Origin of the sequence: Xanthomonas translucens pv. cerealis (assembly GCF_006838285.1) — a bacterium.
Classification (GTDB): domain Bacteria; phylum Pseudomonadota; class Gammaproteobacteria; order Xanthomonadales; family Xanthomonadaceae; genus Xanthomonas_A; species Xanthomonas_A cerealis.
The window spans coordinates 3,230,385-3,249,943 of record NZ_CP038228.1; the positions used below are offsets into that span (position 1 = coordinate 3,230,385).

A 19,559-nucleotide genomic window follows, 5' to 3' on the forward strand; every position below is an offset into this window, starting at 1 on the left:
TTGAATCATCGTCGGCGTGATTGATCAGACAGCCTGGCGAGAACCTGCGATTTCCAGCTGCATGTCCAGCCCGCCCATACCGAAAAAATCGGCGTTGATCACCTTGAAATGGATGCTGTCGTAGCGCCTGTCATGGGGCACCACGTCCTCTTCGCCACGGCTGGCCACGCCCACGGACAGAAAATAGTCGCCATCGGCCAGGTCGCAGCGGAAGGTGGCCACGACATCGACCGTACTACCGGCAGCACCGCCCGCGGTGAACGCTGGCAATGGTTTGTACTCGGTATTGGTCCCGTAAACGACAACGCCTTCGGCCGTCTTCAAGGTGAAGCCGACGATCGGCCTGACCACCTCCCGATCGAACGCCAATCTGACCACCAGGCGCACTTCCTGGCCGGACTCCAGAATCGGCGGATAGAGCGCTTGCGCCGAGCGCAACTCGAAGTCGGTGATGCGCACGGCCGCATCGCCCCAGCGGAATTCGTGCGGATTGTAGTTGGGACGCGACTCGTAGCCACTGCCCTCGCCGGCGAACGGCGCCGTCTGTGGGAATGGCGCATCCGCGGCCCGCTCGCCCGCGTCGGGCGCCGGAGCCTCGCTGTCGCCGCTGCCGAACAACAAATTGTAGTAGGCGTTGACCACGTCCTTGGGCTTGCCTTGACGCAGCACGCGGCCGCCATCGAGCAACTGCGCGAACTCGCAATGCTGCACGATCTGATCGGCCGAGTGGCTGACCAGCAGAATCGAAGCGCCATCGTCCTTGAGCTGTTTCAGCCGCGCGAAGCACTTGGCCTGGAACTTGGCGTCGCCGACCGACAAGGCTTCGTCGACGATCAGCAGCTGCGGATGCACCTGCGCCTGCACCGCGAACGCCAGGCGCACCACCATGCCGCTGGAATAGCTGCGGATCGGCTGGTCGATGAACGCACCGATGTCGGCGAAGGCGAGGATGCGATCGAGGCTGGCATCCACCTCGTCCTTGCTCAAGCCCAGGATCGCGGCATTCAGATAGACGTTCTCGCGCCCGGTGAATTCGGGATTGAAGCCGCTTCCCAGCTCCAGCAATGCCGCCACTCGCCCCTTCACCTGGATGCTGCCCTCGGTCGGGGTCAGCGTGCCGGCGATCATCTGCAGGAACGTCGATTTTCCCGAACCGTTGCGACCGATGAGGCCGACCGTCTCGCCGCGGCGCACCTGCAGATCGGCGCCGCGCAAAGCCCAGAATTCGCGATAGTAGCGGCGCGAACCGCCCACCAAGCCCTGCAGCAGACGATGCGAAGGCCGGTCGTAGATGTGGTAGCACTTGCCGACGCCACGTGCATCGACCACCAGATCGGCGTCGCTGGACACCGGACTACCCGATTGCACGGCCAGGGGCTTAGAGGACATCGGCGAACCCCCGGCGCGTCTTCTGGAACACGAAGTAACCGAAATAGGCGAACGCCAGCGCACCGAGCGTGTACATCCCCAGGCCCGCCCAATCCGGCGCGCGCCCCCAGAACGCCACGTCGCGCGCCTCGTCGATGATGAAGGTCAAGGGATTGAGGTGGAAGACGAACTGGTACTTCGGCGGCAGCGTGCTCACCGGAACGATGGCCGAGGACAAAAACAAGGTTGCCGTGGCAATCACGCCGGTCATCTGCCCGATGTCGCGCAGGAAGACGCTCAGCGAGGACAGCAGCCATCCCAGGCCGAGCAATCCGACCGCCAGCGGCAGGAACACGATCGGCAGGAAGACCAGCGTCGGGTGCATTTCATGCCGCACGATCAGGTTCAGCACCACGAACACCAGGGAATTGGTACAGGCGTGGAACAGGGCCGACAGCACCATCGTCCAAGGCAGGACATCGAGCGGAAACACGATGCGCTTGACCAGGTTCGCATTGCCGATGACCAGAGTGGGCGCGCGCGTCAGGCATTCGGCGAACAGGCCGTGCACGATCAGACCGAGAAACAGCAGCATCGCGAAGTCGGCGATGTTGCCGCTGGTCCCCGGCCAGCGCGATTTCAGCACGTAACCGAACGCCAAGGTGTAAATGATCAGCATCATAAAGGGACTGATCAGCGACCAAAGCAGGCCGAAGCTGGCCCCACGATAGCGACCGAGCACGTCGCGTCGGGTCATCTCCATCGTCAGGCTGGGATAGTGCAGCCAGGCATGGAACGGTCCGGTCGGCGAAATGCGATTCGCCCGTTGCAGCACGTCGTGCATGTCAGCTCCGCAGCGCGCGATCGAGGTCGGCTTGCAAATCCCCCACATCCTCGACCCCCACGCTCAAACGCACCAGCGCATCGCTGATGCCGAGCTGGGCGCGCCGCTCCAAGGGCACCGAGGCGTGGGTCATGACCGCGGGATGGTTGACCAGGCTTTCCACGCCACCCAGCGATTCGGCCAGGGTGAACAGGTCGGTGCGTTCGCAGAAGCGCTTGGCCGCGTCCAAACCGCCCTTGAGCACGATCGAGACGATGCCGCCGAAGCCGGACATCTGCCGTTGCGCCAGGGCGTGCTGCGGATGCGAGGCCAGGCCGGGATAGATCACCTTGTCGAGCGCCGGATGGGTCTGCAGCCACTGCGCCAGCTGCAGCGCGTTGTCGCAATGCGCGCGCATGCGCAGCGGCAGGGTCTTGAGCCCGCGCAGCGCCAGGAAGCTGTCGAACGGGCCCTGCACGCCACCCACCGAGTTCTGCAGGAACGCCAGTTGTTCGGCCAGTTCGGCGTTGGCGCCGACCACGGCGATGCCGCCGACCATGTCGGAGTGGCCGTTGAGATACTTGGTGGCCGAATGCACCACGATGTCCGCACCCAGCTCCAGCGGGCGCTGCAGCATCGGCGAGGCGAAGGTGTTGTCCACCACCACCAGCAGGCCGTGCTTGTGCGCGATCGCGGCGATCGCGGCGATGTCGACGATCTTCAGCATCGGGTTGGTGGGCGTCTCGATCCACACCATCCTGGTCTTGGGTCCGATCGCCGCGGCGAACGCGGCCGGATCGGTCAGGTCGACGAAGCTGAACTCCAATGCGGCGGTGCGCTTGCGTACGCGCTCGAACAGACGATAGCTGCCGCCGTACAGGTCGTCCATCGCCACCACGTGGCTACCGCTGTCCAGCAGCTCCATCACCGTGGAGGTGGCGGCCATGCCCGAGGCGAAGGCGAAACCGCGGGTGCCGCCTTCCAGCACGGCGACGCAGCGCTCGTAAGCGAAGCGGGTCGGATTGTGGGTGCGCGAGTACTCGAAGCCCTGGTGTTCGCCAGGGCTGGACTGGGCGTAAGTAGAGGTCGCATAGATCGGCGGCATCACCGCGCCCGTGGACGGGTCCGGATGCTGGCCGCCATGGATCGCCAGGGTCGCCAGCGACAGCGCGGGGCCGTCGCCATTGGGGTTGGACGTGTGGTCCGTCATGAGGGGGTTCCCAGAGGAGGGGCGTGATTCTAGCAGCGCGGTCTGAACGGCCCCATGTACTGGGGCCGTCACGAGGCGACCGTCACTGCACGCGGCGGCGCAGGTAGTTGAGCAGGTCGATGCGGGTGATCAGGCCGAGGAAGGCGCCGTCGTTCATGACGATGGCGACCTGACCGCGGTCGAACACCGGCAGCAGCGCTTCGATCGGCGATTTCACGTCGAGCCGGTCGAGCTTGCTGACCATGGCCGTGGACACCGGGTCGCGAAACCGCGCCTCGTCGCCATAAACGTGCAACAAGACATCGCTTTCGTCGACGATGCCGACCAGTTGGTCGCCGTCCATCACCGGCAGCTGCGACACGTCGTACAGCTTCATGCGCTGATAGGCGGTGGTCAGCAGGTCGTTGGGGCCAACAACCACGGTATCGCGCTGGCTGTATGGGCGCAGGATCAGGTCGCGCAGGTCGCCGTACTGCGGGCGCTCCAGGAAGCCGTTATCCAGCATCCAGTAGTCGTTGTACATCTTCGACAGATACTTGTTGCCGGTGTCGCAGACGAACACCAGCACCCGCTTGGGTTCGGTCTGCACGCGGCAGTACTTGAGCGCCGCGGCCAGCAGGGTGCCGGTCGAGGAGCCGCCGAGGATGCCCTCCTTGGCCAGCAGTTCGCGCGCGGTGTGGAAGCTTTCCGCGTCGCTGATCGAATAGGCTTTCTTGACCCGCGTGAAATCGGAGATGTCGGGCAGGAAGTCCTCGCCGATGCCCTCCACCAGCCAGCTGCCGGACTTCTCGCTGACCGTGCCGTGCTCGATGTACTCGGTCAGGATCGAGCCGACCGGGTCGGCCAGCACCAGTTCGGTATGCGGCGAGGCGGCGGCGAATGCGCGCGACAGCCCGGTCATGGTGCCGGAGCTGCCGCAGCCGAACACGATCGCGTCCAGCTTGCCGTCCATCTGCCGCAGGATCTCCGGGCCGGTGCCGAACTCGTGCGCGGCCGGGTTGTCGGGGTTGCCGAACTGGTTGACGAAGTAGGCCCCAGGCATTTCGGCGGCAAGGCGCGCGGCCAGATCCTGGTAGTACTCGGGATGGCCCTTGGCCACGTCCGAGCGGGTCAGCACCACGTCAGCGCCCATCGCCTTGAGGTTGAAGATCTTCTCCCGGCTCATCTTGTCCGGCACCACCAGGATCAGCTTGTAGCCCTTCTGCTGGGCGACCAGGGCCAGGCCGATGCCGGTGTTGCCGGCGGTGCCCTCGACCAGCACCGCGCCGGGCTTCAACTCGCCGCGGCGCTCGGCCGCCTCGATCATCGACAGGCCGATGCGGTCCTTGATCGAGCCGCCGGGATTGGCGCTTTCCAGCTTCAGGTACAGCTCGCACACGCCGGTGTCGAGCTTGCTGGCCTTGACGATGGGGGTGTCGCCGATCAGGTCGAGTACGGAAGAGTGAATGGCCATCGCGTCCGGATGCATCGCGCCGTCATAGCGGCTGGACCGGTGATTATCCGCGGTATGCGCCGGAATGTCAGACAAAGCGCGGAATCGGCAAAAAAAAGCCGCGATCGCGGATTCGGAGGAGATGACGCGGGCGGTGGCAAGCCGACGAGGAGGCCGGCCACCGCCCGCGACAATGGAACGCTTGTCGTGGGAGAGAGGAATCAGTGAGGCTTTTGCTGCTCGTCGTAGAGCCGCAACAGCTTTTCCTTGGCCGCGAGCTTTTCCCGCTTCATCTGCGACAGAGTGAGATCGTCGATCGGCAGCACGCCGAGCTCGGCGTCCATGCACTTCTTGTCCAGGGTCTTGTGGCGTTGGTAGAGCTGCTTGAACTCCGGATCGGACTTGATCAACGCGTCGATTTCGGTCTGCGGTTGCCCTTCGAACATAGGAATAGCCTCCTTCAGCTGGAAACAAGAACGCCCCGGCCGGAACGGCGCGGGGCGTTGCCTGGGAGCGGAATCGCGCGGGCCGCCAGCCACTCCACCGCAACGCCCGGGCCTGCTGCCCTCGGAACGTCTCGCTGCGGTGCGTGCCATTGCTTCATCGGCCCGGTGTCTCCGTGGAACCAGGCGACGATGTGTCGCCTGGGAGTTCGACCCTACGCCTCCCCACCGGATCCGGCAAGAGACGACAGCCGGCTTTTTCGCATTCAGTTGCTTGCCGCTCAGGCCCAGGGAAAAACCGGGCTAAACGCGGCCATAGGGCCGCAACGGCCGGCGCTCGCTCAGGGGCTGATCACCACCTCGGCGGCACGCGCCTTGGTCGCCGGCGCCTTCTTGCCGACCGCCTGCAACCGGCTGGCCGCGACCCCGCCAGCGACCAGCGCATCGCGCAACGCGTCGGCACGTTTCTGCGCCACGCCGGCATCGGCGTCGCAGGCCTCGATCCGCACCCGGCTCTTGGCGCCGATCTGCAGGTACTGCGCCAGCGCCTTGGCCTGGCCGGCGGCATCGGCCGACAGCGCCGCCTTGCCTGCCGCGAAAGCGCCGCCAGCGACGGTGAAGACCTCCCCGCGCGGCTCGAAACGCGACGCCGGCAGTTTGGCCCCGGCGACCAGTTCGGCCTCCTCGCGGGCCAGCTTGGCCGACTTCTGCTGCGCGGCGCTGAGCTTGGCGGTCTGCTGCCCGGCCACGTTGGTCAGCGCCTGCTCGGCATCCTGCCGGGCCACCTGCTCGGCCTCGGCGGCCTGGCGCAGGCTCGCGGCCTCTTCGGCCTGGATCTGCGCCTGCACCCGCAGCCGTTCGGCTTCCTGGCGCGCGCGTGTGGCCTCGCGGCGGCTGGCCTCGACCAGCAAGTCGCTGCGGGTCTTCTCCAACTGCTCGACCTGGCGCCGCGCCAGTGCCGCGCGTGCGGCCGTCTCGGCGATCTCGACGCGGCGCTCGGCGAGATAGCGCGCGTCGTCCTGCTCCTTGCGCTTGGCCGCGGCGAACGCGGCGACCGCCTGCTGCGCTTGCAACCGCTCGTAGGCGGCCACGTCGGCACTCAAAGGATCGGCCTGCAGCGCGACCAGGCGCTGGTTCAGGACCGCCAGTTCCGGATCGTCGGCCGCGAACACGGCCAGCGGTGCGACCAGCAACAGCAGCGCGGCCAGGCGGCCGGCCATCCCCAGGCGGCGGCTCATGGACGGCCCTCCCCGGTGTTCAAGCTGCGTTCCAGCTCGGCCACCTCGGCCTTGCGCTGTTTCAGCTGCCCATTGGCCACCGCCTCCTCGCTGCGCACCCGTGCCAGGTCGGCGTCGGCGGCCACGCGCAGCGCCAGCTGCGGTGCGGTCTTGCGTTGGCGGCGGTCCAGCGCCGCCTGTTGCGCCTGCTCCAGGCCCTGGCGGGCAGTGGCGATCAGGTCCGGGGCGTATTGGTCGGCGTCGGCCTGGATCGCGCGCTGCACCGCCTGCTGCGCGCTCTGCAGTTCCGGCGAGGCGACCTGGGCAAAGGCAGCGGACGTGGCGAACAGCGCCAACGCGCCCGCCATCACATACTGCGGGCAACGGATTTGTGCGAAGCTAGTTTTCATCAAGGGGGCCGTAGGCGGAGACGTCGAGCACGGCCATTGTCGGAAGCCTGTGGCGCGCTTGCAACGGGCTGTCGCGGATTGTTGGGGAACCATTGCGCATGGATATCGGCTACTTCCTGAAGCTGATGACCGAAAAGAACGCCTCGGACATGTTCCTGACCACGGGAGCACCGGTCTATATCAAGATCGAAGGCAAGCTGTACCCGCTCGGCGCCACCGGCCTGCCGCCGGGCATGGTCAAGAAAATCGCCTATTCGCTGATGGACGAGGGCCAGGTGCCGCAGTTCGAGCGCGAGCTGGAACTGAACATGGCCATCGCGCTGCAGGACGCCGGCCGCTTCCGGGTCAACATGTTCAAGCAGCGCGGCGAGGTCGGCCTGGTGATCCGCGCGATCCGCAGCAAGATCCCCAGCATTGAGGAACTGCACCTGCCGCAGGTGCTGAAGGACGTGATCATGACCCCGCGCGGGCTGGTGCTGGTGGTCGGCTCGACCGGCTCGGGCAAGTCCACCTCGCTGGCGTCGATGATCGACCACCGCAACAGCACCACCACCGGGCACATCCTCACCATCGAGGATCCGATCGAATACCTGCACAAGCACAAGATGTCGATCGTCAACCAGCGCGAGGTCGGCCTGGACACCCACACTTTCAACAACGCGCTGAAGAACGCGATGCGCGAGGCGCCGGACGTGATCCTGATCGGCGAGATCCTGGATGCGACGACGATGGAGGCGGCGATCGCCTTCGCCGAGACCGGGCACCTGTGCCTGGCAACGCTGCATTCCAACAACGCCGACCAGACCATCGAGCGCATCCTCAACTTCTTCCCGGAAAGCGCGCACAAGAACGTGCTGATGAACCTGGCGCTGAACCTGCGCGCGGTGGTTTCGCAGCGGCTGGTCAAGGACAAGAACGAGCGCCGCCGCCCGGCCACCGAGGTGCTGCTGAACACGCCAATGATCCGCGACCTGCTGCGCCGCGGCCAGGTCCACGAGATCAAGCAGGCGATGGAGGACTCGCTGGAGGAAGGCATGGAGACCTTCGACCAGTGCCTGTACCGGATGGTCAAGCAGGGCCAGATCGAGCAGGAGGAAGCACTGCGCGCGGCCGACTCGCGCGACGGCCTGGCGCTGAAGTTCCGCCTGTCCGAAGGCGCCAGCGGCGAACACGACCCTTACGCCGACTACGACGCCGGCGGCGGCGCCAGCTCGCCGCGCATCACCCACGGCTTCGGTTGAGACCGCCCCCCCCACCCTGTGCAGCGGCTTCAGCCGCAACAGACAGCATCCGGCAAGACCCGGTCGCGGCTGAAGCCGCTCCTGCAAGGTCCAGACGCCAGGCCTCAGCCCTGCGCGTCCGGCTGCTGCTCCGGGCGCGCCGCGGCGAACCCCGGCAGCGCCAGGCAGGCCTGCTCGATCCGCGCGATGGTCGGATACGCCTGCATGTCCACGCCGAAACGGCGCGCATTGAACACCTGCGGCACCAGGCAGCAATCGGCCAGGCCCGGCTGCTCGCCGTGGCAGTAGCGGCCGGTATCGACCGATTCGGCGAGCAACTGCTCCAGCGCATCGAACCCCAGTACGAGCCAGTGCCGCATCCACTCCTCGCGCTCGGACTGCGGCACGCTCCACACGTGCTCGAAGAACTGGCCCACGCGCAGGTTGTTGAGCGGATGCATGTCGCAGGCGATCAGCTGCGCGATCCCGCGCACGCGGGCGCGGTCGATCGCCGCATCCGGCAGCAACGGCGGCTCCGGCCAGCGTTCGTCCAGGTATTCCAGGATCGCCAGCGACTGGCGGATCGGCTGGCCGTCGTCGCACAGGGTCGGCACCAGTTCCTGCGGATTGAGCCGCGCGTACTCCGGCGAATGCTGCTGGCCGCCATCGCGCAGCAGGTGCACCGGCAGCGCCTGGTAGGCCAGCCCCTTCAGATTGAGACCGATGCGCACGCGATAGGCGGCGCTGGAACGCCAGTAGGTGTACAGCTGCAACGCCTCTTGCACGCGCTCTCTCCCCGTTAGGACGCTCAAGATACCGGCGGACACCGTCAGCGCCGCGCCGCCGGTCGCCCGCGCGCCGCCGCTGGCCGGCTCAGGGCCGCGCGGCCGGCTCGATGCGCTGCTCGATCGCGCCGAAGATGCTCACTCCGTCACGGTCCAGCATCTCGATCCGCACTACGTCGCCGAACTTCATGAACGGCGTGCTCGGCTGGCCGTCGCGCAGCGTTTCGACCACCCGCAGTTCGGCGAAGCAGGACGCCCCGCGCGTAGTGTCCTGATTGGCGATGGTGCCCGAGCCGATCACCGCGCCGGCCGCCAGCGGCCGCGTCCTGGCCGCGTGCGCGAGCAGCTGCGCGAAATCGAACTGCATGTCCTCGCCGGCCTCCGGCGCGCCGAACCAGGCGCCGTTGATGTGGGTCAGCAGCGGCAGGTGCAGCTTGTTGTCGCGCCACGCCTCGCCCAGCTCGTCGGGGGTGACGAATACCGGCGACAGCGCCGAACGCGGCTTGGACTGCACGAAGCCGAAGCCCTTGGCCAGTTCGGCCGGGATCAGGTTGCGCAGCGACACGTCGTTGACCAGGCCGACCAATTGGATGTGTGCGGCGGCCTGCTGCGCATCGACCGCCATCGGCACATCGTCGGTGACCACCACGATCTCCGCCTCCAGGTCGATGCCGTGGTCCTCGCTGACCACCTTGACCGCATCGCGCGGGCCGTAGAAGCCGGCGCTGACCGCCTGGTACATCAGCGGATCGGTATAGAAGCTCTCCGGCACCTCGGCGCCGCGCGCGCGCCGCACCCGCTCCACGTGCGGCAAATAAGCGCTACCGTCGAGGAATTCGTAGGCGCGCGGCAACGGCGCGGACAGCGCGGCGATGTCCAGGTCGAACTGGCCGTCGGCGCTGCCGTCGTTGAGCGATTCGGACAGCGCGTTCAGGCGCGGCGCCAGATTGCTCCAGTCCTCCAGCGCGCGCTGCAGGGTCGCGGCGATGCCGGTGGCGCGCACCGCGCGGGTCAGGTCGCGGGAAACGACGATCAGGGTGCCGTCGCGACCGCCCTCCTTCAGGGAACCTAGCTTCATGTCCGTCCAGTGCTGGGGAGCCGATCGGAGGATTGTACGGCCAGACCGGATATTGGTTGCAACTGAAACAGAAATGCCGGCTATCGGACGACCGGCACCGCCTTTTGTGCAACGCGCCAATTCAGCGTAGACTGGCTAGGTCTGCATGCGGCCGTCCGTTTCCCTTAGGGATCGCCGGCGAGGTCAGGATCGTTGCGATCCGCTCGCCCGCCCCGCCCGACGCCTTTCGTGGTGCCGACAAACCCGAGCGCTGTCTGCTCCGGGTTGATCCACCCTCTCGCAGCGCGGTTCACGGGAACGCTCCGAGCCTCACCCAACTTGCGTCTTCACGCCGGGCACGTCCTGGCGACGGCGCGTTATCCGGAGCTTTCCTCGATGTCGTTCGAATCCCTGGGCCTGGCGCCCTTCCTGCTGCGCGCGTTGGCCGAGCAGGGCTATGAAACCCCCACCCCGATCCAGTTGCAGGCGATTCCGCTGGCGCTGGCAGGCCACGACCTGATGGCCGGCGCGCAGACCGGCACCGGCAAGACCGCCGCGTTCGGCCTGCCGCTGCTGCAGCACCTGGGCACCTCGCCGCAGCCGGTCGGCAATGGCGCACGCAAGCCGCGCGCGCTGATCCTGACCCCGACCCGCGAGCTGGCCACCCAGGTGCACGACAGCCTGCGCGGCTACAGCAAGTACCTGCGCATCCCCAGCACCACCATCTACGGCGGCGTCGGCATGGGCAACCAGCTCGACGCGCTGCGCCGCGGCGTGGACCTGCTGATCGCCTGCCCGGGCCGCCTGCTCGATCACCTCGAGCGCCGCAGCGTGGACCTGTCGGGCATCGAGATCCTGGTGCTGGACGAAGCCGACCGCATGCTCGACATGGGCTTCCTGCCTTCGATCAAGCGCATCCTGGCCAAGCTGCCCAAACAGAACCGGCAGACCCTGCTGTTCTCGGCAACGTTCGAGGAAGGCATCAAGCAGTTGGCCCGCGAGTTCATGCACAACCCGCAGGAAATCCAGGCCACGCCGAGCAACACTGTCGCCGACACCATCACCCACCGCGTGCACCCGGTCGATGGCACGCGCAAGCGCGAACTGCTGCTGCACCTGCTGGCCGCCGACTCGCGCATGCAGACCCTGGTGTTTGCGCGCACCAAGCACGGCGCCGACAAGCTGACCATGTTCCTGGACAAGTCAGGGCTGAAGACCGCCGCGATCCACGGCAACAAGAGCCAGGGCCAGCGCCTGCGCGCGCTGAGCGACTTCAAGGCCGGCCGCATCACGGTGCTGGTGGCGACCGACATCGCCGCGCGCGGCATCGACATCGACCAGCTGCCGAAGGTCATCAACTACGACCTGCCGATGGTCGCCGAGGACTACGTGCACCGCATCGGCCGCACCGGCCGCAACGGCGCGCAGGGCGAGGCGGTGTCGCTGGTGGCGCAGGACGAGGCCAAGCTGCTGCGCGCGATCTCACGCATGCTCAAGCGTGAGATGGACATCCGCGACGTGCCGGGCTTCGAGCCGTCCACGCCGATCCGCTGGGGCAACAACAATCCGGCCGACGAGCGTCCGGGCGGCCAGCGTCCGCCGCGCAAGAGCACCCATGTGCGGCGTCCGCACGGCGACGCGCCGCGCGCGCACGCGCATGCCGGGGCCAAGCCGGCCGGCGGCACCCAGCCTGGCGGCGCACGCCGCCAGGGCGAGCGCCGTCGCAGCGGCGGCGGCCAGCCCAGCGCCGCGCGCTAAGCGCAGCCGAGCGCAGCAGCACGAACGCCGCCTCCGGGCGGCGTTCGTGTTTTCGCCACGCGCCACTATCGCCAAACCGCCGCAGTGCCGGCGCTCCGCCAGCCGGTTCTCCCCGCCAACTACAATGACGCCATGGATATCTTCAAGCGTTTTACCCTCGAAGCAGCGCACCGCCTCCCCAACGTCCCGCCCGGCCACAAGTGCGCGCGGCTGCACGGGCATTCGTTCCAGATCGAGCTGCACGTCAGCGGCGAACCCGGCGCCGACACCGGCTGGGTCATGGACTTCGGCGACATCAAGGCCGCGTTCGGCCCGATCTACGACCAGCTCGACCACCACTACCTCAACGACATCGAGGGGCTGGAGAACCCGACCAGCGAGCGCCTGGCGGTGTGGATCTGGGAACGGCTCAAGCCGGCATTGCCGCTGCTGAGCGAGATCGTGGTACACGAGACCTGCACTTCTGGCTGCCGCTATCGCGGGCCGCAGGCCTGAGAGCGGGGAGTCGCAAGTGCGGCAGGGCGGCGCCGGATGGAGTGCCGGTGGCCCGTTTCCGCCCAAGGCGCGGCAGCGGCGCAAATGATGCCGGTCTGGCGCATCCGCAGGCTCTGGCAGAGCTCGGCAGACCTAGCCAACCCATTGATCTGAAATCCATTTTTAACGTTTACTGAGCGACCTTGGAAAATGATGTTGCATTGCAGCAGAATGTGCGTATGTTGCACTGCAACAGCAATCGGCATTCCCCTGGAGTCGCATGATGTCCGCTCAGTTCAACGATCAATTCAGCAGCTACACCCAGCAGTTCGCCGCCGCCGCGTCGCGTGCTAGCCGCCTGGCGCTGGAAAGCGCCGAAAACGTGTTCGGCGTGCAGCTGAAGACCTTCGAGAAGAACGTGGCCGCGACCACCGGCTTCTTCGGCGAGCTCACCGAAGCGCGCGACATCGGCAGCGTGCAGTCGCTGTGGCCGAAGGGCCTGCAGATTGCCCGCGACAACTTCGAGCGGCTGGCCACGGCCAACCAGGAAGTGTTCGGCCTGGGCCTGAAGGCCTCCGAAGCCATCGGCCAGCTCGCCAGGAGCCAGTTCGAGACGGCCAACGACCAGGCCGCACCGAAGGCCAAGACCAAATAAGCAAGACCAGACAAGTCCACTGCGGCGCAGCCGCACGACTGACCTGTGGTACGCGCGGGTCCCTCCCCCCGCGCAGCCAAGACCCGGTAGATCCCTCCCTCTACCGGGTCTTTTTTATGGCCGGGATTCGGGATTCGGGATTCGGGATGACCAGCCTGCGGCTGTCGAAGCGCGCGCGGGATTCGGGATTTGCGCAACTGCCAGACATTCCTGCGCTTCTTGTCAGAGCCCCAGCCTGAAGTTTTCCGGCCCTGCCTCGGGTCTGAACGCTGTTTATCCACAGCAAGCCTTCGTTCCTGCGCTATGCGCGCTTCCGGACAGGCGCCGCATCAGCCCTGCGCAGTCTGCATGCCCCGCCATGGGCTCAGCGAGGCCGCCAGCGCCGCCGGGTCCGGCTGTGGCCGATACGGCAGCCGCCCCCAGCACGGCATCGGCAAGCGCTGCTGCAGCATCTGCATATTGGCGTCGATGCGTTCCATCGCCGGATCGATCTCGTTGCCGATCCAGCCGATGCAGCGCAAGCCGTCGGCGACGATCGCCGCAGCGCTGAGCCGGGCATGGTTGAGGCAACCCAGGCGCAGGCCAACCACCAGCACTACCGGCAGCGCCAGCGCGCGCGCCAGATCGGCCTGCTCCAGGGTCGCCGACAGCGGCGCCGCCCAGCCGCCGACGCCCTCCACCACCACCACGTCGGCCTGCGCACGCAGCCGCGCGAAGGCGGCGACGATCGGCTCCAGTTCCACGCATACGCCGGCGTCGGCGGCCGCCAGTTCCGGCGCCAGCGGCAGCGGCAAGGCGTAGGGATTGAGGTTGGCGTAGTCCGGGCGCGGCAGGCTCGCCGCCTGCAGCGCCAGCGCGTCCTCGTTGCGCCAGCCGTCCGCGCTGCGCTCGCAGCCGCTGGCGACCGGCTTCATACCAACTGCCGTCTGCCCGTGCGCGCGCAGCGCATGCAACAGCGCGGTGCTGGCGACAGTCTTGCCGATGCCGGTATCGGTGCCGGTGACATAGAAGGCGGGGACGCTCATCGTTGCAGGATCCTCGAGGTCGGCGCATGCGGCGCGGGCGCGCAGGATAGCCGGGCCAGACGCCGGCGCACAGGCCGCCAGCGGCCGCTGCTAGACTCGCCTGATGTTCGCTTCCTCTTCGCTCACCGGCAGCAAGCCGGAACAGTACGCTCAACTGCTCGCGCAGGCCCGTTCCCTGGTCAGCGGCGAGCCCGACCGCATCGCCAATGCCGCCAACCTGGCGGCATTGGTGTACCACGCGCTGCCGCGGCTGAACTGGGTCGGCTTCTACCTGTACGACGGCAAGGAACTGGTGGTCGGGCCGTTCCAGGGCCTGCCCGCGTGCGTGCGTATCCCGCTGCACAAAGGCGTGTGCGGCGCCGCCGCCAGCACCGGCCAGACCCAGCGCATCGACGACGTCGCGGCCTTTCCCGGGCATATCGCTTGCGATGCGGCCTCGCGCTCGGAGCTGGTGGTGCCGCTGCTGCGCGACAGCGCGCTGGTCGGCGTGTTCGACCTGGACAGCCCGGACCTGGCGCGCTTCGACGCCGACGACCAGCACGGCCTGGAGGCGATCGCCCAGGTCTTCGTCGACGCGCTGCGATGAGCCGGCGATGAGCACCGAGAAGCTGCGCAACATCGGTCCCAAGAGCGCGGCCTGGCTGCGCCAGGTCGGCCTGCGCACGCAACAGGATCTGAACGCCGCCGGTGCGGTGGGCGCATTCCTCAAGGTCAAGCGTGCCGGCTTCAAGCCCAGCCTCAACCTGCTGTACTCGCTGGAAGGTGCGCTGACCGGCTGCCATTGGCAGGAACTGCCCGAGGCGCGGCGCGCGCAACTGCTCGGCGAACTGGAAACCGCGGCGGCGCAACTGCCGGCGCAACGCCGCCTGCCGGTGGCCGGACCGGTGGCGACCACCCATTTCGACCGCGACGGCGACCGCAGCGACACGCCTTATGCGGAGGACGCGCACGACGCCTCCGGCGGCCATGCGTACGACGCCGATCAAGAACCCGACGGGGATGGCCACACAGGCGAGCGCGACGCCAACTGATCCGTGCGCCGCAGCGGCGATCGCGTACAATCGCGCCGCGTCAAGGTGACCCGCCGGCTCCGGCCTGCAGGTTGAAACGGGAAGCCGGTGCGTCTTGCGACAAGGCCGGCGCTGCCCCCGCAACGGTAAGCGATCCGCGCTGACGACTTACGCCACTGTGCCTGGCATGGGAAGGCGTCGCAGCCGGGAGTCCGACTCCCAGATCGCCAGCCCGGAGACCGGCCTTGCAGTCCACTGGTTGCGATGCGGAGGGCGTTGCGGCGTGCCGCGCCGCGTCTGGCGCCGTCCGCTTGCACCTTCCGTCGCGACTTCTTTGCCGTCACAGCGCGCCCGCGCGCCGGAGTTGCCCCATGTCGTCCCGCCTGCTTTCGGTCGCGATCGCGTCCGCCCTGTCCCTGCCCTCGCTGGCGCTCGCCGCCGATGCCGCCACCGACCTGGACCAGGTCGTGGTCACCGCCACCCGGACGCAGATCTCGGTCGAGGACAGCGTGGTCCCGGCGCAGGTGATCGACCGCGCCGAGATCGAGCGCAGCCAGGCCACGTCGCTGGCGCAGCTGCTGCAGGGCCGCGCCGGCATCGGCGTGTCCAACCAGGGCGGGCTCGGCAAGCTGACCACGCTGAGCCTGCGCGGCAGCGAATCGGACCACGTGCTGGTGCTGGTGGACGGCGTGCGCATCGGCTCGGCCAGCGCGGGCCTGGCCGCGTTCCAGGACCTGCCGCTGAGCCAGATCGAGCGCATCGAGATCGTGCGCGGCCCGCGTTCGAGCCTGTACGGCTCAGATGCGATCGGCGGCGTGATCCAGATCTTCACCCGCCGCGGCGGCCAGGGCCTGCAGCAGAACCTGAGCCTGGGCGCCGGCAGCAACGGCCTGCGTGAGGCCAGCGCCGGCTTCAGCAACCGCGGCGAGCGCGGCTGGCTGTCGGTGCAGGGCGGCTACCAGAACACCGACGGCATCAACGCCTGCAACGGCTCGGCTACTCTGTTCGCCGGTTGCTTCGTCGACCAGCCGGACCGCGACGGCTACCGCAACAACTCGCTCAGCGCGCGCGGCGGCTATGCGTTGAGCGACACGCTGCGCATCGAAGGCCAGGCGCTGAACATCGACAGCCGCAACGAGTACGACGGCGATGCGCTGTTCGCCGGCAACGAGGCCGACAACACCCAGCAGGTGGTCGGCGGCAAGCTCGACTGGACCCCGTCCGAGCGCGTGCACCTGGCCGCGCAGCTCGGCCGCAACAGCGACCAGGCCGACAGCTACTACCATGCCGCCGGCAGCGACACGCGCAGCTTCGTCAGCACCTTCGACAGCCGCCGCGACAGCGCATCGCTGCAGGGCGATTTCGGCCTGGCCGAGGGCCACCTGCTCAGCGCCGGCGCCGACTGGCAGCGCGAGCAAGTCACCGGCACCACCGCCTACGACGTGGACCAGCGCGACAACACCGGCGTGTTCGCCGAGTACCAGGGCCGCTTCGGCGCGCAGCAGGTGCAGGCCAGCGTGCGCAGCGACGACAACGCGCAGTTCGGCCAGCACACCACCGGCAGCCTCGGCTGGGGCCTGGCGCTGGGCGGCGGCTTCAAGCTCACCGCCAGCCTCGGTACCGGCTTCAAGGCGCCGACCTTCAACGACCTGTACTACCCGTTCTCCGGCAATCCGGAACTGAAGCCGGAGAAGTCCAAGAGCGGCAACCTGGGCGTGGCGCAGTACGCCGACAGCTGGAACTGGACGTTCAACGTCTACGAGACCCGCGTCGACGACCTGATCTCCTACGACGCCGCCAGCTTCCTGCCGGTCAACGTGGACAAGGCGCGGATCCGCGGCGCCGAGTTGACCGGCTATGCCACGCTGGCCGGCTGGGAACTGTCGGCGCAGCTCAGCCATGCCGATCCGCGCAACCGCAGCGACGGCGCCAACCGCGACAACTGGCTGGCGCGGCGCGCGCAGGACACCGCACGGCTGGACGTGGATCGCGGCTTCGGCCCTGTCAAGGTCGGCGTCACCGCGTCCGGCAGCGGCCACCGCTACGACGACGCGGCCAACAGCGTGCGCCTGGCCGGCTACGGCACGCTGGACCTGCGCGTGGAATACGCGTTCGCGCCGGACTGGACGCTGCAGGCCAAGGCCAGCAACGTGTTCGATCGCGACTACCAGACCATCAGCTGGTACAACCAGCCGGGCCGCGAGTACGCGCTGACCCTGCGCTACGCGCCGGCGGCGCGCTGAGTGGCGAAGGGCTGCGCCGGACCGCGCAGCCCTTGGTGCGGTCGTCGGGTCGATTGCAGCGGCATGCGCGCGATAGCCAGCCTTAACCCAACGCCAGCAACTCGCGCATGTCGTCCATCAGCAGCACCACGTCCGCCGCGGCCAGGTCCAGGTCGCGCGGATAGCCGTAGCGCACCAGCGCGGCCGGCATGCCGGCCGCGTGCGCGGCCTGCAGGTCGGTGCCGGAATCGCCGACCATCAGGCAACGCGCCGGCGGCTGCGCGAACTGCTGGGCCAGGTGCAGCAGCGGCAGCGGGCTGGGCTTGCGCTCGGCCAGGCTGTCGCCGCCGAGCGCCGCGGCGAACGCATCGGCCACGCCAAGATGGCGCAGCAACGGCAACACCAACGCCGACGGCTTGTTGGTGCACAGCGCCAGGGTCACGCCGCGCGCGCGCAACTGTGCCAGCGCCTCGGCCACGCCCGGGTACAGGCCCGGGCTGCGCAGCAGGCAGGCTTCGTAGTGGCGCATGAAGGTCGGCATCACCGCATCGATCGGGGTGGCGTCGTGTGCATGCCGCCACGCGGCTTCGACCAGCTTGCGCACGCCCTCGCCGATCCAGCCGAGCACGGTGGCCTCGGGCACGCGCGTCAGGCCGAATTCGGCCAGCGTGCGATTGAGCGCTTCGGCGATATCGGCGCCGCTGTCCACCAGGGTGCCGTCCAGATCGAACACCACCAGCGCATACGGAAATGTCATGTCGTTCCTGGGTGCGAAAAGCGGCGCCCATTGTAGGCGCCACGCTCAGTCGCGATCCCAGTACGGCACTTCGCCGAAACGCGCGACCAGGAAATCCAGGAACACGCGCACGATCGTCGGCTGCTGCCGGCGCGACGCATACACGCCGAAGATGTCCATCGTGTCCAGTGCATGGTCGGGCAGCACGCGCTGCAATTCGCCGCTGCGCAGCAGCGCCGCGGCCTGGTAGGTCGGCAGCATCGCGATGCCGGCGCCGGCGCGCACCGCCTCCAGCAGCACGGTGGCTTCGTTGGCGGTGAAGTTGCCGCTCACCGCCACTGACACCCGTTCGCCGCGGTAGCGCAGCGGCCATTCGTGCTTGCCCACGTAGTGATGGCCCAGACAGTTGTGCGCGGCCAGGTCGGCGGCGCTATGCGGCGCGCCGCGCCGCTGCAGATAGGCCGGCGCCGCGCACAACACCGAGCGGCAGACGCTCAAGCGCCGCGCGATCAGCCCGGGATCGACGCGATGGGAAATGCGCACCGCCAGGTCGATGCGCTCCTCGACCAGATTGACCGTGCGGTCGGCCAGCAGCATGTCCACCCGCGCCTGCGGGTAGCGGGCGACGAACTCGGCCGCCGCCGCGGCCAAGTGCGCCTGCCCGAACGAAGCCGAGGTGGTGACGCGCAGTTGTCCGTGCGGCTCCGGGTCGTCGCTGGCCAGTTCGTCGCGCAGCGAGGCGCCGATCGCCAGCATCGGCCGGAACCGCGCCAGTGCGGTCTCGCCGGCGCCGGTCAGGGTCACTCGCCGCGTGGTCCGATGCAGCAGGCGCGCGCCCAGCCAGCGCTCCAGTTCGGCCAGATGGCGCGAGACCATCGCCCGTGACAGATCCAGCGCCTCGGCGGCCGCGGTAAGGCTGCCGCGCTCGGCGACTTCGACGAATACCGCGATCGCGGTCAGACGGTCCATTTGATCGTTCCATGCAACAAATATGCGACTTATACGCTGTTTATCGCGCCAATTATCAGGACTAAGCTGTGCGCATCCCGTCCACCCTCCCCCGGAGAACCTCGATGCACCTCGCCCTGTTCGGCGCCACCGGCAATATCGGCCGCCATATCGCCCAGGAAGCTCTGCGCCGCGGCCACGCGGTCACCGCGCTGGTCCGCCGCACGCAACCGCTGCCGCCGGAACTGGACGGCGCCAGCATCGTGCTCGCGTCGCTGGACGACCGCGCCGCCCTCGCCGCCGCGGTACGCGGCCACGACGTGCTGGCCAGCGCCTACGGCCCGAGCGCCGCGGCCGCCGACACCATTCCGGCGGTCGCCCAGGCGCTGATCGAGGTCGCCCGTAGCGCCGACGTGCAACGCCTGCTGGTGGTCGGCGGCGCCGGTAGCCTGGAAGTGGCGCCGGGCGTGCAACTGGTGGACACGCCGGACTTCCCGGACGCCTACAAGCCCTATGCGCTGGCGCACCGTGCCGCCCTGCAGCACTTCCAGGCCGCCACCGATCTGGAGTGGACCTTCTACGCCCCGGCCGCGGAAATCGGCCCGGGCGCCAAGCGCGGCGGCGTGCGCACCCAGGCCACCGCGCTGCTCAGCGATGCGCAGGGCCATAGCGCGATCAGCTACGCCGACTACGCCAGCGCCTTCGTCGACGAGATCGAGCGCCCGCATTACCTGCGCCAGATCGCCACTGCCGCGTACTGAGCGCA

Annotated in this window: 20 protein-coding genes and 1 riboswitch; of the genes, 8 read left to right on the forward strand and 12 right to left on the reverse strand. The window is 68.1% G+C overall.

Annotated elements, in window-relative coordinates; genetic code table 11:
- Window positions 1-24: 24 nt before the first annotated feature.
- The 7 genes from E4A48_RS14240 to E4A48_RS14270 all read right to left on the reverse strand — a co-directional run bounded on the left by E4A48_RS14240 (window position 25) and on the right by E4A48_RS14270 (window position 6,903).
- On the reverse strand, window positions 25-1,389 hold the full coding sequence (locus E4A48_RS14240) for an ABC transporter ATP-binding protein (RefSeq protein WP_142742645.1): 1,365 nt from the start codon (window positions 1,387-1,389) through the stop codon (window positions 25-27).
- A complete protein-coding gene (locus E4A48_RS14245; protein ID WP_003475998.1) occupies window positions 1,379-2,212 on the reverse strand; it encodes an ABC transporter permease in 834 nt (277 codons plus the stop codon). Before E4A48_RS14245 ends, E4A48_RS14240 begins: the two co-directional genes overlap by 11 nt.
- A gap of 1 nt (window position 2,213) precedes the next feature.
- Window positions 2,214-3,401, reverse strand: a complete 1,188-nt coding sequence (locus tag E4A48_RS14250) for a cystathionine gamma-synthase (RefSeq protein WP_058195868.1) — start codon at window positions 3,399-3,401, stop codon at window positions 2,214-2,216.
- Window positions 3,402-3,483: 82 nt separating this feature from the next.
- Complete coding sequence (locus tag E4A48_RS14255) at window positions 3,484-4,854, reverse strand: pyridoxal-phosphate dependent enzyme (RefSeq protein WP_039009295.1); 1,371 nt, start codon at window positions 4,852-4,854, stop codon at window positions 3,484-3,486.
- 200 nt (window positions 4,855-5,054) lie between these two features.
- Window positions 5,055-5,279 carry a YdcH family protein gene (locus E4A48_RS14260; RefSeq protein WP_009575526.1) on the reverse strand — a complete coding sequence of 75 codons (225 nt, stop codon included), beginning with the start codon at window positions 5,277-5,279 and terminating at the stop codon, window positions 5,055-5,057.
- 338 nt (window positions 5,280-5,617) lie between these two features.
- The gene (locus tag E4A48_RS14265; protein ID WP_142742646.1) at window positions 5,618-6,514 is read right to left on the reverse strand and encodes a coiled-coil domain-containing protein; all 897 of its coding nucleotides are present in this window, start codon (window positions 6,512-6,514) and stop codon (window positions 5,618-5,620) included.
- Window positions 6,511-6,903, reverse strand: a complete 393-nt coding sequence (locus E4A48_RS14270; protein ID WP_142742647.1) for a DUF4398 domain-containing protein — start codon at window positions 6,901-6,903, stop codon at window positions 6,511-6,513. The genes E4A48_RS14265 and E4A48_RS14270 overlap by 4 nt, the downstream gene beginning before the upstream one ends.
- Before the next feature lie 98 nt (window positions 6,904-7,001).
- Between E4A48_RS14270 and E4A48_RS14275 the strand changes: the two genes are divergently transcribed.
- Window positions 7,002-8,144, forward strand: coding sequence for a PilT/PilU family type 4a pilus ATPase (locus E4A48_RS14275; RefSeq protein WP_039007869.1), 1,143 nt, complete (start codon window positions 7,002-7,004; stop codon window positions 8,142-8,144).
- Between the two features lie 104 nt (window positions 8,145-8,248).
- On the opposite strand, the gene maiA is transcribed toward E4A48_RS14275, so the two are convergent.
- Together maiA and E4A48_RS14285 are read right to left on the reverse strand one after the other, a co-directional pair.
- On the reverse strand, window positions 8,249-8,908 hold the full coding sequence (gene maiA, locus E4A48_RS14280; RefSeq protein WP_058195870.1) for a maleylacetoacetate isomerase: 660 nt from the start codon (window positions 8,906-8,908) through the stop codon (window positions 8,249-8,251).
- Between the two features lie 88 nt (window positions 8,909-8,996).
- Window positions 8,997-9,986 (reverse strand): fumarylacetoacetate hydrolase family protein, encoded by a 990-nt coding sequence (locus tag E4A48_RS14285; RefSeq protein ID WP_039007873.1) that lies wholly within the window; start codon window positions 9,984-9,986, stop codon window positions 8,997-8,999.
- 375 nt (window positions 9,987-10,361) lie between these two features.
- Here E4A48_RS14285 and E4A48_RS14295 point away from each other — a divergent pair, with 375 nt between their 5' ends.
- The 3 genes from E4A48_RS14295 (at window position 10,362) to E4A48_RS14305 (ending at window position 12,852) form a co-directional block, all read left to right on the forward strand.
- Window positions 10,362-11,723 carry a DEAD/DEAH box helicase gene (locus E4A48_RS14295; RefSeq protein ID WP_039007875.1) on the forward strand — a complete coding sequence of 454 codons (1,362 nt, stop codon included), beginning with the start codon at window positions 10,362-10,364 and terminating at the stop codon, window positions 11,721-11,723.
- A 132-nt stretch (window positions 11,724-11,855) separates the two neighbouring features.
- On the forward strand, window positions 11,856-12,218 hold the full coding sequence (gene queD, locus E4A48_RS14300; protein ID WP_039007877.1) for a 6-carboxytetrahydropterin synthase QueD: 363 nt from the start codon (window positions 11,856-11,858) through the stop codon (window positions 12,216-12,218).
- Window positions 12,219-12,480: 262 nt separating this feature from the next.
- Window positions 12,481-12,852 carry a phasin family protein gene (locus tag E4A48_RS14305; protein ID WP_039009297.1) on the forward strand — a complete coding sequence of 124 codons (372 nt, stop codon included), beginning with the start codon at window positions 12,481-12,483 and terminating at the stop codon, window positions 12,850-12,852.
- A 329-nt stretch (window positions 12,853-13,181) separates the two neighbouring features.
- On the opposite strand, the gene bioD is transcribed toward E4A48_RS14305, so the two are convergent.
- Complete coding sequence (gene bioD, locus E4A48_RS14310) at window positions 13,182-13,877, reverse strand: dethiobiotin synthase (protein WP_142742648.1); 696 nt, start codon at window positions 13,875-13,877, stop codon at window positions 13,182-13,184.
- 103 nt (window positions 13,878-13,980) lie between these two features.
- On the opposite strand from bioD, the gene E4A48_RS14315 reads away from it, so the two are divergent.
- The 3 genes from E4A48_RS14315 to btuB all read left to right on the forward strand — a co-directional run bounded on the left by E4A48_RS14315 (window position 13,981) and on the right by btuB (window position 17,130).
- Window positions 13,981-14,463, forward strand: a complete 483-nt coding sequence (locus E4A48_RS14315; protein ID WP_039007881.1) for a GAF domain-containing protein — start codon at window positions 13,981-13,983, stop codon at window positions 14,461-14,463.
- A 7-nt stretch (window positions 14,464-14,470) separates the two neighbouring features.
- Window positions 14,471-14,908 (forward strand): TfoX/Sxy family protein, encoded by a 438-nt coding sequence (locus E4A48_RS14320; protein WP_039007883.1) that lies wholly within the window; start codon window positions 14,471-14,473, stop codon window positions 14,906-14,908.
- A 26-nt stretch (window positions 14,909-14,934) separates the two neighbouring features.
- Window positions 14,935-15,149: riboswitch (cobalamin riboswitch) on the forward strand.
- A 109-nt stretch (window positions 15,150-15,258) separates the two neighbouring features.
- Window positions 15,259-17,130, forward strand: coding sequence for a TonB-dependent vitamin B12 receptor (gene btuB / locus E4A48_RS14325; protein ID WP_142742649.1), 1,872 nt, complete (start codon window positions 15,259-15,261; stop codon window positions 17,128-17,130).
- Window positions 17,131-17,212: 82 nt separating this feature from the next.
- On the opposite strand, the gene gph is transcribed toward btuB, so the two are convergent.
- Window positions 17,213-17,866, reverse strand: a complete 654-nt coding sequence (gene gph, locus E4A48_RS14330) for a phosphoglycolate phosphatase (RefSeq protein ID WP_058196471.1) — start codon at window positions 17,864-17,866, stop codon at window positions 17,213-17,215.
- Window positions 17,867-17,911: 45 nt separating this feature from the next.
- On the reverse strand, window positions 17,912-18,814 hold the full coding sequence (locus E4A48_RS14335) for a LysR family transcriptional regulator (RefSeq protein WP_039007889.1): 903 nt from the start codon (window positions 18,812-18,814) through the stop codon (window positions 17,912-17,914).
- Window positions 18,815-18,918: 104 nt separating this feature from the next.
- Here E4A48_RS14335 and E4A48_RS14340 point away from each other — a divergent pair, with 104 nt between their 5' ends.
- Window positions 18,919-19,554 (forward strand): NAD(P)-dependent oxidoreductase, encoded by a 636-nt coding sequence (locus E4A48_RS14340; RefSeq protein WP_039007891.1) that lies wholly within the window; start codon window positions 18,919-18,921, stop codon window positions 19,552-19,554.
- Window positions 19,555-19,559: the final 5 nt, after the last annotated feature.

Excerpts from the sequence above, each read along its gene's own strand:
- queD (WP_039007877.1), top strand. The coding sequence starts at position 11,856 with ATGGATATCTTCAAGCGTTTTACCCTCGAAGCAGCGCACCGCCTCCCC.
- E4A48_RS14240 (WP_142742645.1), bottom strand. The coding sequence starts at position 1,389 with ATGTCCTCTAAGCCCCTGGCCGTGCAATCGGGTAGTCCGGTGTCCAGC.
- E4A48_RS14265 (WP_142742646.1), bottom strand. The coding sequence starts at position 6,514 with ATGAGCCGCCGCCTGGGGATGGCCGGCCGCCTGGCCGCGCTGCTGTTG.
- E4A48_RS14270 (WP_142742647.1), bottom strand. The coding sequence starts at position 6,903 with ATGAAAACTAGCTTCGCACAAATCCGTTGCCCGCAGTATGTGATGGCG.
- E4A48_RS14255 (WP_039009295.1), bottom strand. The coding sequence starts at position 4,854 with ATGGCCATTCACTCTTCCGTACTCGACCTGATCGGCGACACCCCCATC.
- E4A48_RS14295 (WP_039007875.1), top strand. The coding sequence starts at position 10,362 with ATGTCGTTCGAATCCCTGGGCCTGGCGCCCTTCCTGCTGCGCGCGTTG.
- E4A48_RS14245 (WP_003475998.1), bottom strand. The coding sequence starts at position 2,212 with ATGCACGACGTGCTGCAACGGGCGAATCGCATTTCGCCGACCGGACCG.
- gph (WP_058196471.1), bottom strand. The coding sequence starts at position 17,866 with ATGACATTTCCGTATGCGCTGGTGGTGTTCGATCTGGACGGCACCCTG.
- E4A48_RS14335 (WP_039007889.1), bottom strand. The coding sequence starts at position 18,814 with ATGGACCGTCTGACCGCGATCGCGGTATTCGTCGAAGTCGCCGAGCGC.
- E4A48_RS14320 (WP_039007883.1), top strand. The coding sequence starts at position 14,471 with ATGAGCACCGAGAAGCTGCGCAACATCGGTCCCAAGAGCGCGGCCTGG.
- E4A48_RS14315 (WP_039007881.1), top strand. The coding sequence starts at position 13,981 with ATGTTCGCTTCCTCTTCGCTCACCGGCAGCAAGCCGGAACAGTACGCT.
- btuB (WP_142742649.1), top strand. The coding sequence starts at position 15,259 with ATGTCGTCCCGCCTGCTTTCGGTCGCGATCGCGTCCGCCCTGTCCCTG.
- E4A48_RS14260 (WP_009575526.1), bottom strand. The coding sequence starts at position 5,279 with ATGTTCGAAGGGCAACCGCAGACCGAAATCGACGCGTTGATCAAGTCC.
- bioD (WP_142742648.1), bottom strand. The coding sequence starts at position 13,877 with ATGAGCGTCCCCGCCTTCTATGTCACCGGCACCGATACCGGCATCGGC.
- E4A48_RS14275 (WP_039007869.1), top strand. The coding sequence starts at position 7,002 with ATGGATATCGGCTACTTCCTGAAGCTGATGACCGAAAAGAACGCCTCG.
- E4A48_RS14340 (WP_039007891.1), top strand. The coding sequence starts at position 18,919 with ATGCACCTCGCCCTGTTCGGCGCCACCGGCAATATCGGCCGCCATATC.
- E4A48_RS14305 (WP_039009297.1), top strand. The coding sequence starts at position 12,481 with ATGTCCGCTCAGTTCAACGATCAATTCAGCAGCTACACCCAGCAGTTC.
- E4A48_RS14285 (WP_039007873.1), bottom strand. The coding sequence starts at position 9,986 with ATGAAGCTAGGTTCCCTGAAGGAGGGCGGTCGCGACGGCACCCTGATC.
- E4A48_RS14250 (WP_058195868.1), bottom strand. The coding sequence starts at position 3,401 with ATGACGGACCACACGTCCAACCCCAATGGCGACGGCCCCGCGCTGTCG.